8 protein-coding genes and 3 pseudogenes are annotated in these 12824 nt (G+C 61.2%); 9 read left to right on the plus strand and 2 right to left on the minus strand.

Annotated features, from left to right (window positions below):
* The first annotated feature begins 11 nt into the window (after positions 1 to 11).
* The 8 genes and pseudogenes from ACAty_RS14755 to ACAty_RS00785 all read left to right on the plus strand — a co-directional run bounded on the left by ACAty_RS14755 (position 12) and on the right by ACAty_RS00785 (position 8277).
* The gene (locus tag ACAty_RS14755) at positions 12 to 1994 is read left to right on the plus strand and encodes an McrB family protein (protein WP_004869975.1); all 1983 of its coding nucleotides are present in this window, start codon (positions 12 to 14) and stop codon (positions 1992 to 1994) included.
* Positions 1972 to 3297 (plus strand): McrC family protein, encoded by a 1326-nt coding sequence (locus tag ACAty_RS00760; protein WP_004869977.1) that lies wholly within the window; start codon positions 1972 to 1974, stop codon positions 3295 to 3297. The genes ACAty_RS14755 and ACAty_RS00760 overlap by 23 nt, the downstream gene beginning before the upstream one ends.
* A gap of 16 nt (positions 3298 to 3313) precedes the next feature.
* Positions 3314 to 3508: pseudogene (locus ACAty_RS16705) on the plus strand (hypothetical protein); the annotation flags it as partial.
* A 139-nt stretch (positions 3509 to 3647) separates the two neighbouring features.
* A pseudogene (locus ACAty_RS00765) lies at positions 3648 to 4046 on the plus strand (integrase core domain-containing protein); the annotation flags it as partial.
* 30 nt (positions 4047 to 4076) lie between these two features.
* A pseudogene (locus tag ACAty_RS00770) lies at positions 4077 to 4952 on the plus strand (IS5 family transposase); the annotation flags it as partial.
* A gap of 234 nt (positions 4953 to 5186) precedes the next feature.
* Positions 5187 to 6746 carry an IS21 family transposase gene (gene istA, locus ACAty_RS00775; RefSeq protein WP_004869982.1) on the plus strand — a complete coding sequence of 520 codons (1560 nt, stop codon included), beginning with the start codon at positions 5187 to 5189 and terminating at the stop codon, positions 6744 to 6746.
* A 22-nt stretch (positions 6747 to 6768) separates the two neighbouring features.
* Entirely contained in the window at positions 6769 to 7503 is a 735-nt protein-coding gene (istB, locus tag ACAty_RS00780) for an IS21-like element helper ATPase IstB (RefSeq protein ID WP_004869984.1), read from the plus strand.
* Between the two features lie 168 nt (positions 7504 to 7671).
* Positions 7672 to 8277: a transposase gene (locus ACAty_RS00785; RefSeq protein WP_082179223.1), complete on the plus strand. Its 606-nt coding sequence runs from the start codon at positions 7672 to 7674 to the stop codon at positions 8275 to 8277.
* Positions 8278 to 8809: 532 nt separating this feature from the next.
* On the opposite strand, the gene ACAty_RS16045 is transcribed toward ACAty_RS00785, so the two are convergent.
* Positions 8810 to 8968: a hypothetical protein gene (locus tag ACAty_RS16045; RefSeq protein WP_004869988.1), complete on the minus strand. Its 159-nt coding sequence runs from the start codon at positions 8966 to 8968 to the stop codon at positions 8810 to 8812.
* Between the two features lie 239 nt (positions 8969 to 9207).
* Entirely contained in the window at positions 9208 to 10332 is a 1125-nt protein-coding gene (locus tag ACAty_RS00790; protein WP_014002076.1) for a Fic family protein, read from the minus strand.
* A gap of 812 nt (positions 10333 to 11144) precedes the next feature.
* On the opposite strand from ACAty_RS00790, the gene ACAty_RS00800 reads away from it, so the two are divergent.
* Entirely contained in the window at positions 11145 to 12599 is a 1455-nt protein-coding gene (locus ACAty_RS00800; protein WP_004869991.1) for a DUF3375 domain-containing protein, read from the plus strand.
* Positions 12600 to 12824 lie beyond the last annotated feature (225 nt).

Raw genomic sequence — 12824 nt, forward strand, 5'->3', positions numbered from 1 at the left:
CCAGGATAAATATGGCTCTTCTCGACCTTCTACGATCAAACAGCAAGCCGACCTGCGAAGCTGAGCGCACAAGCGCCCTCGCTGAGATAGGCGGGCTATTCCCGGACACAGAGTGGGGGGTGGACGCCGACTTCAACTATTACACACAAGCCAACATTGACAACCTTTGGACCAATGAGCTTCGCCGGGGCATCAAGAACAAGCTCGAGACTGCCGGCCTTGGTGAAGCGGATTACGGGACTTGGCTTGGGGACGTCCATTTCCTGAACATCGGGATTTACCGCAAAAGCCTCTTTGAGCGCTACAGAAGTAACGCGGGCTGGCGCCTAGTTCTCATGGCCTTGCCACGGGCAGGCGCGATCTTGGTAGGTTTGGCGTCCCATTATCAAAACGCCCAGAATCACAACAGGCTCGGCGAAGTATCGAATCTTCTCTTCGACATCGCCTCGGAAGCATTGGTGAACGATGGGCAAGGGCCAATGTACGGCCGCAAGATCTCAAGCGCCGACTGGGACCAGAACGGCTTATTTCCGACTCCGCTAGCGTCCATCGCAGGCATCTCCGTTGCCCCAGACGTTGTCTTTCTGAAAGACATTCGAACAACAACGCTCAAGAAGATATTGGCATCCTTTGTCGCGGTCAAAGTTCTGCCCAACTCGGTTGCCCAGGCCGACCTGCATCGCGAGCTCATGGAATTGGCAGTTTCCGCGAAATACCTCTCCGCAAAGGTCTACCCATTCAGGAGCCTCGAGGAATTTGAGGCTCTCCGGGCCCTTGCGCTGCAGGACCTGGCCGCAGCCGGTACGCGGTTGCTATTACGGAAGAAGAGCTCAACCCGATCTATCGTTCGCGTCTATTATGGCCCACCCGGCACCGGTAAGACCCTAGCAGCCGTCCGCGAAGCGGTGAAACTTGTCGAGCCAGGCTTCGACGACAAGGGAAACCCGACGACGTCTTTCGAAAAATTCAACGACTATCGAGATCAGTGCGCTTTCATCACTTTTCATCCTTCGCTTCAGTACGAGGACCTTGTCGAATCGATTCGGCCGGTGATATCCGATGACAATGACGCCCCTGGCGATGAAGGCGATACGCCTGACGAAGCCTCACCAAAAGGTCAGCTTCGTTACAGAGTGCACGAGGGTTTGCTACTCCGCATGATCCGGCGAGCGCTTCAGACGCCTGGGAAGGAGTTTGTGATTGTCGTAGATGAGATAAATCGAGGTGATGTCAGCCGAATCCTGGGTCCGTTGATATCAACCTTGGATTCTGACAAGAGAGTTGGAGCTGAATTCCCGATTGGAATAGAGCTTCAATACCCCCGCGCAGAAGAGTTGGAATCCCGGCTTTTTATGCCGTCAAACCTACATTTGATTGGGACAATGAACTCGTCCGATCGGAATATCGCGCTCGTTGATCATGCGCTTCGACGCAGGTTTGAGTTCATTCAAATTCCGCCAGAGCCTTCCCTGCTGCGAAGCACGACAGATGCGCAATCGATAGATTGCGGGCTGCTTCTGCGAACGATCAATGCCAGGATCGAGCATCTGCTAGATGCAGATCATTGCATCGGTCATGGCTACTTTATCGGCTGCGATACCAACGCAAAAGTGATCGAGCGACTAGCGACTAAGGTCATTCCGTTGCTGCGAGAGTATTTCTATGGCAACGAGGGCTTGATGTTGATGGTCCTTGGGGACTCTGCCTCGCAGACTGCGAACTTCTTCAAGCTCAATCCCCCTGAGAAGCAGTTCGAGACGCTATTTGGAATAGATCAGGATACGGCGTCCGCCTACGGCTACCGCCCTCACAAGACTCCCAAGAGCCTTGAGCTGGACTCCCGATTTTGGAATCCGACAAGGCTTATTCCCGGGCCTGATGACGAAGCTTATGCAGTTAGCTGTCTACTGAAGCTTTGTCAATCAGGATCGCCAGTTCCTCCGAACTCTGGTGACGTCGAGGGGGAAGTGAATGAAGCGCCTGCTGCGGTGTGAGGAATGGTCAAAGCTGCGCGTAGGTCCCGGACTTGAGCTGGAGTCCTTAGAAGAACTTACCTCGATTGTTGCCGGCTGGAAGTATAGTACCGGCGAAGATCCCGACGCGTACTTCGACATTTTGCCAGGAGCGCTAGTGCCCAAATTCTGGACGGGCACGCTGGAAACCGAGCTTTTAGTCCTTGAGGTTGCGCCGATTGGGGCGAAGCAACTCGAACCAGAACTACGGTCCAACCTGGATGGCAGCTTGTCGGCGATGCTGGCAACCGCCTTGTCGGCCCAGTCAATGACAGCGGGACTGGCATCCATAAGCGCAGATGGCAGTAGGCATGACGCTCTTATGGAGATGTTCTGCGATGAACTGCAACTCGCGCGTCGCCGCCAAGTAATCCGAAGATACGCATCGACCTCCGATAGCCTGCCCTCGCCCAGAGGCCGAATATCGTTTCCGGGCCAGTGCTATGAGAGCATTCGGAGACCAGGCCGCTTCGCGTCTGCGTGGGTGGCACTCACCGAAGACGTCCCTGAAAACAGGATATTCAAGGAAGTCTTACTCCGCTACCGGCCGCGATGCTCTGCACGAATCCGCGGCCGCATTGATCTATGTCTATCCGAACTCGACTCCGTTGATGCTTCCGGAGATCACCGCTTGGAGTGGGCAAAGGTGCGCGCGGACCGGCTTCCACCCATTTATCACTCCTTGCTTCGGCAAAGCAAGGCCCTCTTGGATGAAGAGGGTGCCGGAGTTTTTGCTGGAGACAAGCTTGCCACGGCAGAGATTGTCTTTACGTCACGCCTTTTTGAGCAATTTGTGGCCAAGGAACTGTCTTGGATCTCGCCGGCAGCCGGCTTGGTCTCCAAAGCGCAGGATCGAGGGACATTTACATGCTCACGAGGCGACGGAAAAGGTGTTTTTGAGTTGATTCCGGATGTGAGATTGATTGACGACCGTGGAAAGACTGCGCTGATAGTGGACACCAAGTGGAAGTCCCTTGACATGCGCAAGCGTCATCTTGGCATTTCGCGCGAAGACATCTATCAAGTCTTGACTTATGGGTCGCGCTTCAATTGCGCCGACGTTGTCCTCCTATACCCCGACGTGACAAACGAGACAGGCAAGACCGGTTACTACCAAAAATTCGAGTCCATCTTAGGTGCTCGAAAGTATTCGGTCCATGTCCTGAAGATACCGCTGCTTGCACCCACGCTCATGGTTGCAAGGGACTTGCTTAGGAAGCTAATTACAGAGAAGGGCCTGCCGGTTACGAATTCTATAGCCCAGGCTTCTGCCTTGATTACATAGGAATGGTAGGCTTGGCTTGGCGCGGGTAAAAGATGAGTCCCGATCAAAAATCATGGCCTCAATCAAGAGGCGTGATACGAAGCCTGAACTTCTGCTCCGCAAGGAGCTCTGGCGGCGAGGGCTTCGTGGATATCGACTAGACGTCCAACTCCCGGGGCGGCCCGACATATTTTTCCCGAAGCACAAACTTTGCATATTTGTGGACGGGTGCTTCTGGCACGGATTGCCCAATCCACTACAAAGGCGTTGCAAGAAATACAGAGTACTGGGATGCAAAAATTCAACGCAACATTGCGCGGGACCAGGCAATCACGAAGAGCCTCATCGCAATGGGTTTTGCCGTTATGCAGGGCAGCATCCGGTCGCGGCGGGTCATCGAAGTGCTGGCGAAGCTGGTCAGCGAACATGGCGCACCGCGCTATCTTCGTTCCGACAACGGCCCGGAGTTCGTCAGCCGGGCCATCCTGCGCTGGCTGCACGGCGAAGGCATCGAGACCGCCTTCATCGAACCGGGCAAGCCTTGGCAGAATGGCACCGCCGAGAGCCTCAACGGCAAGTTCCGTGATGAGTGCCTGAGCATGGAGTGGTTCCGGAATCGGTTCGAGGCCAAGGTGCTGATCGAGACCTGGCGGCGGCACTACAACGAAGACCGGCCGCATTCGAGCCTCGGCTACCGCACACCGAAGCAGTTCAAGGCAGAGCAGAAGCAACAAGACGAATCATCAACCACCCCGGCCATCCTCAACTGATCGGTGGTCCTAAGAAATCCGGCAGGTCACCACCCGCTGGCGGTACTGGCCACGCGCATGCCGTGGGACGAGATCGAGAAGTCGCTGGCTCCAGCGTTCGCACACAAGGACCGCGCTGGTCGCGCTGTGGAGGAGGCGGACCTGTTCGGCACGACGCTGCAATTGGTCGGCGGTGGTGTGAGCAACCGCGGCCGGCCGCGCCTGCCGATCCGGCTGATGGTGGCGCTGCTGTACCTGAAGCACGCGTTTGACCTCAGCGACGAGGAACTCGTCCTACGCTGGAGCGAGAACGTGGTGTGGCAGTTCTTCAGCGGCATGGCGTACTACACGCCCAAGCTGCCGTGCGACGCCACGCAGATCGGGCGCTTTCGGCGCGTGCTGGGCGAGGCCGGGGTGGAGCAACTGCTGAAGTCCACGATCGAGGCGGCGGTGGCGATGAAGGCCGTGGACAAGCGCGAGTTCGAGCGCGTCATCGTGGACTCCACGGTGCAGGAGAAGGCCATTGCGCACCCGACCGACAGCCGGCTGCTGGAGGTGGCGCGCGAGAAGATCGCTCGTCTGGCCAAGCGTGCCGGCATCCAGCTCAAGCTCACGCACGCGCGCGAGGGCAAGACGCTGCGCCGCCGGGCCGCGGGCTACGCCCACGCCAAGCAGTTCAAGCGCCTCAAGCGCGTGCTGCGCCGCCAGCGCACCATCCTGGGCAGTCTGCTGCGCGAGGTGCGACGCAAGATGACGGCGTTGCCACAGGCGGCGCAGGACGGCCTGACGGTCTGGCTGGAGCGCGCCGAGCGGCTGCATGCCCAGAAGCCGCACGACAAGGGCAAGCTGTACGCGCTGCACGCCCCGGAGGTCGAGTGCATCGGCAAAGGCAAGGCCCGCCAGCCCTACGAGTTCGGCGTCAAGGTCTGCGGATTCCGACCCAACGTGACCGCTGATTCCGAAATAGTGTGACCGGCGATTCCGCGATCGTGACCGCGGATTCCGATTTGATCGTGACCGATTTCGGCCGGTTGTCGGAATGAGCGGTCACGTTGTCGGAATGACCGGTCACGATCAAATCGGAACGGGGTTTGTGCAGTCAGGCGTGGCAACGTCGTTTGTCAGGCCGGTTACCCTCGCGCGCTTTGCGCGGAGACGGGGATGCCGGCGGAGCCGATTGCCATGCACAAGATCAAGGAGCTGTTACGGCTCAAGTACGACTGCGCGCTCTCGCACGAACAGATCGCCCGCGCGCTGTCGATTTCGAAAGGGGTGGTCGCCAAGTATGTGAAGGCGGCCGAAGTCAGCGGCCGACCGTGGGCGGAGCTGTCCGCTACCGACGAGGCCGAGCTGCGCCGTCTGCTGAGCGTCGGCTCGCGCGGCCGCGGGGCGAGTCTCGGCTACGCGACGCCGGACCTGGCGGCGGTGCATCAGGGCCTCAAGCAGAAGAACGTCACGCTGGCGCTGCTGTGGGAGGAGTACGTGCAGGCGGCCGACGGGCCAGCCTACCAGTACTCGCGCTTTTGCGACCTGTACCGCGAGTTCGCCCGGCGCCTGAAACGCTCGATGCGCCAGGTGCATCGCGCCGGCGAGAAACTCTTCATCGACTACGCTGGCGACACGGTACCGATCGTCGATGCCGCGACCGGCGAGATCTCGCGGGCGCAGATCTTCGTCGCGGTGCTGGGCGCATCGAGCTACACCTTCGCCTGCGCCACGGCGACACAGTCGCAGGCCGACTGGCTGGGAGCGACGGCAAAGGCGCTCGCCTTTATCGGCGGGGTGCCCGAGTTGATCGTCCCGGACAATACGCGCTCGCTCGTCGGCCAGGCCGACCGCTACGAGCCGCAATTGCAACGCACGACTGCCGAATTCGCCGCGCATTACGGCGTGGCGATCCTGCCGGCGCGCCCCTACAAGCCGCAGGACAAGGCCAAGGTCGAAGTTGGCGTGCAGGTCGTGCAACGCTGGATTCTCGCGCGGCTGCGCCATCGGCGCTTCTTCTCGTTGATGGAGCTCAACGAGGCCATCGCCGCCCTCATCGAACCGCTGAACGCACGCGCCTTCCGGCGCCTGCCGGGGTCGCGTCGTAGCGCCTTCGAGACGCTCGACCGGCCGGCGCTGCACCCGCTGCCGGCGACCGCGTTCCAGTTCGCGACGTGGAAGCGGGCCAAACCCAACATCGACTACCACGTCGAGTTCGACGGCCACTACTACAGCGTGCCGTATGCGTTGGCCGGTCAGGCGGTGGAGCTGCGCATCACCGCGAGCAGCATCGAGTGCTTCGCCGCCGGCAAACGTGTCGCGGTGCATGCGCGCAGTCACCGCCGCGGCGCCTTCACTACACTGGACGAGCACATGCCCGCCTCGCATCAGGCGCACCGTCAATGGACGCCGGGCAAGCTCATCAGCTGGGGCACCGCGATTGGTCCGCATCTGGGGGAGGTGGTGCGCTACCAGCTCGAACGCATGCCCCATCCGGAACAGGGCTACCGCGCCTGCCTCGGCCTGATGCGGCTCGCCCGCCAGTACGGCAAGGAGCGCCTGGAGGCCGCCGCGACCCGCGCCGTCACACTCGGCGCGATGCGTTACCGCAGCGTCGCTTCCATCCTCAAGAGCGGCCTCGACCGCGCCCCCTTGCCCCCGACCGCCCCGCAGCAGGCCGAACTCGCGTTGCCCACCGCCCACGAGAACCTGCGCGGCGCGCACTACTACCACTGATTTCTACCACCGGAGCCACACAATGCTGATGCACCACAGTCTGGAACAACTGCGCGCCCTGCGTCTGGAAGGCATGGCGCGCGCCTTCGAGGAACAGCTCGCGCAGCCGGCAATCGCCGCCCTCAGCTTCGAGGAGCGCTTCGCGCAACTCATCGACCGTGAGGTGCTCGCGCGCGATGGCAAGCGTATCGACCGCCTGCTCAAGGCCGCCCGCATCAAGGTCGGCGGCGCTTGCCTCGAGGACGTCGATTACCGCGCCGGGCGCGGCCTCGACCGCAGTCAAATCGCCGCACTCGCAACGGGCCACTGGATTCGCCAGCACCAGAACTGCCTCATCACCGGCCCGACCGGCAGCGGCAAGACCCGGCTCGCCTGCGCGCTCGCCAACGCCGCCTGCCGCCAGGGGCTCTCCGCGTACTACGTGCGCCTGCCACGCCTCTTCGAGGAGCTGCGTATCGCGCACGCCGACGGCAGCTTCAGCCGGCGGCTGATGCAGCTCGCCCGCCTCGATCTGATCGTCATCGACGATTGGGGGCTGGCCGCGCCCTCGGCGCAGGAGCGCTCCGACTTGCTGGAGCTGCTCGACGACCGGGTCGGATCGCGCGCGACGCTCATCACCAGCCAGCTGCCGATCGAGCACTGGCATACCTACCTGGGCGATCCGACCTTCGCCGACGCGATCCTCGACCGCGTCGTGCACGCCGCCCACAAGCTCGCCCTCACGGGCGAGTCGATGAGAAGAAAGGAGAAGGCATGAGGCCGTGCAGGCGAGACGGCTTACCCACAGGCGCCCGCCCGCCAGCGTATGAGGCGCGCTGGCGTTCGCCTGTGGATAAGCCTGCGCCCACGCCCGAATTGACCGTGATCGTGACCGACGCGGTTAGAATCTGAACCCCACGCTTGCGCGCAAACCCACCCGGTCACGATCCTCGGTGCAGGCGGTCACGTTCGTCGGAATGCGCACAAGGTCAGCGTGGCGGTGACCCACCGGCATGGACTGATGGTCGGCGCGCGCAGCTTCCCCGGCAACCCGTACGACGGTCACACGCTGGCCGCGCAGTTGGAGCAGACGACCACGCTGCTGCAGGACATCGGCGTGAAGCCGACCACGGCCGTCGTGGACCTGGGCTACCGCGGCGTCGATGCCCAGATTGCGCCGGTGCAACTCGTCCATCGGGGCAGGAGCAAGACGCTAAGCGCCGCGCAACGCGCCTGGCTGCGCCGACGCCAGGCCGTGGAGCCGGCCATCGGGCACCTGAAGGCCGATCACCGGATGGACCGCTGCTGGCTGAAGGGAGCAGAAGGCGACGCGCTGCACGCGGTGCTGTGCGCGGCAGGCTTCAACATCCGCTGGCTGCTGCGGGCCATCGACCGCCTGGGCCTGGCGGGCCTTTTCTTCGCCGTAACCTTCGCCCTGACGCCGCTGGCACGCATCGGCCAACAGGCCATGACCACCCTGGCGCCCCGTCGGGGCGCGCTCCGCTCATCGATGGCGCGTCAGCGTTTGGTCCATCGCCCAGTGGGTGGGTGAATTTCGCAGGACCGACTAATTGCCCAAATCATCGAATCCGCACCCTCAAGGCCGAGGTGTTACTATCTGGCTCAGAAAACGGACGCGGGTTCGGTTCCGTGTTCCGCCACCATTTAGAAAAGACAAACCCGTCTCTCTGGGGTCATTCTCCGGGGTGACGGGTTTTCTTTTTTTTCCTTGTTTCTAAAGGGTTTGCGCCCGTTTCACATCTTTCCAAAGCACCTCTCCGCACCATCGATTCTCCCCATCTTCCCGCCTTTCTTTCTCTGTTTGGCCCCTGATTCTCTGTTTTCTCCGGACCAAGTCCGAAGCGCGTCCGGAAAGCTACATCCATGATTGATATGGGTTTGCGGCTTGTTGCCGTTTTTGGCGGTTGTCTTAGGTCATCGCTCGATGTCGCAACCGGACGTTTTTTTCGAAATCGCCCGCCTCGGCCATGAAAAGAAGCGCGGTCAACTCCGCTTTCCTACCCCCCAAAATAGAAAAGCCGACGCTGATGGTCGGCTCTCTGGGGTGGTCTCCGGTCCAGTCGTCACTCGGTGGCGAAGCCGAACTGGCGGCGCTGCTCGGTCCAGTCCTCGGGAAAGGTCTGGGTCAGCTTCGCCAGCGAGAGCCCGTTGGGTTCCTCACCGTTGATCAGGGCTTCGACGATGTCGGGGGCCAGGGTCGTCAGTTTGAGGATGCGGGCCACATACGAGCCATCGACGTCAAGGGTACGGGCAAGCTCGCTGATGGACTTGATCTGGCCGGATTCGAGGATGTTGGTCCAGGAAAAGGCTCTTCCCAGCGCCTGGAGTGTTAATCAGCGAGCAGCCAGTTGTTTTTGATTGAGATGAGCGACTTCCATCTTGGTCTCCTTCCGAACGAGTTGGCAGGATTCCATGAAGGCGCTGTTCGGCCGACGAGCCAAGGCAATTCCAGGAAGCGCCGCTACTCCGGCAGATCGTTCAGCTCGTAGGTGGTGCTACGTCCGCCCGCATCCGATTTCCGCAATACACCCCGAGTGAGCAGGTCATTGATGTCGCGCAGCGCCGTGTCCGGCGAGCATTTGGCGATGGCCGCCCACTTGCTGCTGGTGAGTTTGCCTTCGAAACCGTCGAGCAGCTTGTTCAGCAACTTCACCTGTCGCTCATTCAAGGGTGTGGTCGCCCAGCGCTGCCAGAAACGGGCTTTCGTCAGGACGGCGTCCAGCGTGTGCTGGGCCTCGTCGACGGCACGATGAAGGGTGTCGAGGAACCACGCGAGCCACTCGGTGACATCCAGCGACCGTTTCTGGGTCCGCTCCAGGATGTCGTAGTAAGCCTTGCGTTCGCGCTGGATCTGCGCCGACAAACTGTAGAAGCGTTGCGGGCTGCCGTCGGCGCGTGCCAGCAGCAGATCGCCAATGGCCCGCGCGATACGGCCATTGCCATCGTCGAACGGATGCAGCGTGACGAACCACAGATGGCCGAGCCCCGCTTTGATCAGTGGTGGCTCGTTTGACGCACCATTGAGCCAGTCAAGGAAGCGGCCGGTTTCGGCCTCGAGGCGATCAGCCGGCGGTGCTTCGAAATGCACCCGCTGGCGGCCGATGGGTCCGGACACCACTTGCATGGGGCCACTGGCGTCATCGCGCCAGCTACCGACCTTGATCTTGGCAAGACCGGAGTAGCCGGTAGGAAACAGCGCGGCATGCCAGCCGAACAGACGCTCCCGCGTTACCGGTGCCTGGCAGTTGGCCGTGGCGTCCAGCACCATCTCGACCACGCCCTCGACGTGCCGATCGACCGGGGCCAAGGCGCCGATGTCCACGCCCAGCCTGCGGGCGATGGAAGAGCGCACGGATTCGACATTGAGCTGCTCGCCCTCGATCTCGCTGGTCTTGACCACGTCTTCGGTCAGTGCCGCCAGGCTCGCCTGATCGCGCAGGGCCATGCCCACGTCGGCCAGACGGCCCATCAACAGCCCCTGGGCGCGGCTGACCTCAACCATAGGCCCAGCCAGTGCTGCCAGGTCGAAGTGCCAGTTCGGCCAGTCTTTCGACTGCCAGATGTACTTGTAATCGCCGCTATTCATGCGGAGATTATGGGGCGCATTCTCCGCACACGCAAGTCTTTCCCCGCATACGGCGCGGTGAATAGGAGCGCCATTCGCCGCATGGAGGGCTGCCTTGCCCCGGAATGGGTGTAAATGGGTGTGCTTTTGGTCAGGATGACGGACGCGGGTTCAATTCCGCGTGTGGGAACTGAACTGACCTTGGAAAGCAGACGAGGTTGAACGCCATTTTCGGTGACCAATCAGGCCAATAAAACTGCTTGATTGTCCGCAGATTAGCCTGTCAACCCCCGCTTTTCGCTCTGGTACGCAGGGCTTCGCAACTTGCCAGAACGCCGGTATCGCGTACTTTCAATAGTCGTTTGATGCGGGATACCACCCCACCACCAATTACTCCGTTTCGCCCGGACCCGCGCGGCGATCGAAGAAGCGGGCGCCGCTACCCAAGGCGAGCAACCGTCACGGTTAGCCGGTGCCAAAGGCACCTTGGGAGGCCTGAGTAGGCAACGCCCGCGGTCCCCATGCAAGGCAGCCCTGGCATCGCGATAGTCGATAAAGATCCGTTCATGTACACTTTTTACGATCTAGATCGAGTGTGACGCAAACCAATGGATGGCCAACGCCATGAATGCCGAACCGTTGGTCACTACCATCGATGTCGCTCGTCACTTGGGCGTGGTGAAAGACACCAACTACCGCTGGCATGGGCGCTAAGGGTCGCCAGTGCACCGCGTGGGGCGCTTGTGTGCGACGTTCAAAATGTCCGAGGTGGCAGAATGATGGACAACGGCAGTAGGAAAAACACGGACATCGGTGCCAAGCTGGACTGACTGGTGACCCTCGACTACGCCACCCTAGACGCCCTGCGCACCCACCATCCCGCCTGGCGACTGTTGCGCTCGGACCATGCGCCGCTGGTAGCGGCCTTTCTGCACCGCATATTCGTGGTGCCCAACGTGCGGATGATGGCTGCCGCCGACTTGTCCGAGGCGCTGGAAGACGAGTTGTACGCCTTGCGTCTGCAGCTCGGCGAAGCGGCGTTTCCCAAGCCCGCTCTCGACTATCTGAACGATTGGGCGTCGCCGGATAAGGGCTGGCTGCGCAAGTTTTACAAGCCCGGCACCGACGAGGCGCAATTCGATCTCACACCCGCGACCGAGAAGGCCATCGCCTGGCTGGCGCAGCTTTCCGAGCGGCAGTTCGTTGGGACGGAATCGCGCCTGCTCACCCTGTTCGATCTGCTCAAACAGATGAGCGAAGGCAGTGAGGCCGACCCGGCCAAGCGCATCGCCGAGCTGCACAAAAAACGTGATGACATCGATGCCGAAATTGCCCGGGTGTTGTCGGGCGACGTGCCGCTGCTGGATGACACAGCGCTGAAGGATCGGTTTTTGCAGTTCATCCAGGGGGCGCGCGAGTTGCTCACCGACTTTCGCGAGGTAGAGCACAACTTCCGTCAGTTGGACCGGCGCGTGCGTGAGCGCATCGCGCTGTGGGAAGGCGGCAAGGGCGACCTGTTGGACGATATCATGGGCGAGCGTGACGCCATCGCCAATTCCGATCAGGGCAAGAGCTTCCGCGCCTTCTGGGACTTTTTGCTATCCAGCCGTCGTCAGGAAGAATTGACCAAGCTATTGGATCGCGTGCTCGCGTTGCCCGCGGTGGCGGACCTGAATCCAGACACCCGGACCCGCCGCGTGCATTACGACTGGCTGGAGGCCGGCGAACATACCCAACGCACGGTGGCGGCTTTGTCGCAACAACTCCGCCGCTTTCTCGACGACCAAGCCTGGTTGGAGAACCGCCGCATCATGGATATCCTGCACGGCATCGAGAGCAAGGCCCTGGCGTTGCGGGAAGCGCCGCCAACGGGAACGGTGATGGAGGTGGCTGAGGCCTGCGCCGATATCGCACTGGCGATGGAGCGGCCCCTGTTCACGCCGGCGATCAAACCAGTCATTGCCAGCCTGACGCTGCTAGCGGGGGACGAGGATATCGACCCCTCCGCCCTGTTCGAACAGGTGGTGGTGGACAAAGCGAGGCTCACCCGTTATATCCGCCATACCTTGCAGGATAGGGCGCAGATCACCTTGCGCGAACTGGTGACCTCCCAGCCCCTGCGGCAGGGCTTGGCGGAACTGGTGGCCTACCTGCAACTGGGCAGTGACGCCTTCAACACGGTGGTGGATGAGGACACGCCGGAAGCCATTCACTGGCAGGCTGAGGATGATCGTGGCGAAACTGTGCATCGCACGGCCCGCTTGCCTCGAGTGATTTTTACGCGCTGAATACAAGACGAAAAGGGCAATGCAACAGGGATGGAACAAGATAGCACCGGCGCAATGACCACTGCTGCAGCCGAGCCGGATCTGTCGTCGTTACTGATCGGGCTGCTCAAGGGGGTGCAGTACCGGGAGCAGAGCTATGCTCGAATCTGGTGTACGGGAGGTCTACAACTAGCTTGAGGAGGGTGGCGCACTGTTGCTAGAAAAGGGTTTCTGGATCCGATTCGC

It is taken from the genome of Acidithiobacillus caldus ATCC 51756 (genome assembly GCF_000175575.2).
In the GTDB taxonomy this organism is placed as follows: domain Bacteria; phylum Pseudomonadota; class Gammaproteobacteria; order Acidithiobacillales; family Acidithiobacillaceae; genus Acidithiobacillus_A; species Acidithiobacillus_A caldus.

What these genes read in the sequence shown, in the direction of transcription:
- ACAty_RS14755 (WP_004869975.1), top strand. Translation starts at nt 12, where the DNA reads ATGGCTCTTCTCGACCTTCTACGATCAAACAGCAAGCCGACCTGCGAA.
- istA (WP_004869982.1), top strand. Translation starts at nt 5,187, where the DNA reads ATGCCGGCGGAGCCGATTGCCATGCACAAGATCAAGGAGCTGTTACGG.
- ACAty_RS00790 (WP_014002076.1), bottom strand. Translation starts at nt 10,332, where the DNA reads ATGAATAGCGGCGATTACAAGTACATCTGGCAGTCGAAAGACTGGCCG.
- istB (WP_004869984.1), top strand. Translation starts at nt 6,769, where the DNA reads ATGCTGATGCACCACAGTCTGGAACAACTGCGCGCCCTGCGTCTGGAA.
- ACAty_RS00760 (WP_004869977.1), top strand. Translation starts at nt 1,972, where the DNA reads ATGAAGCGCCTGCTGCGGTGTGAGGAATGGTCAAAGCTGCGCGTAGGT.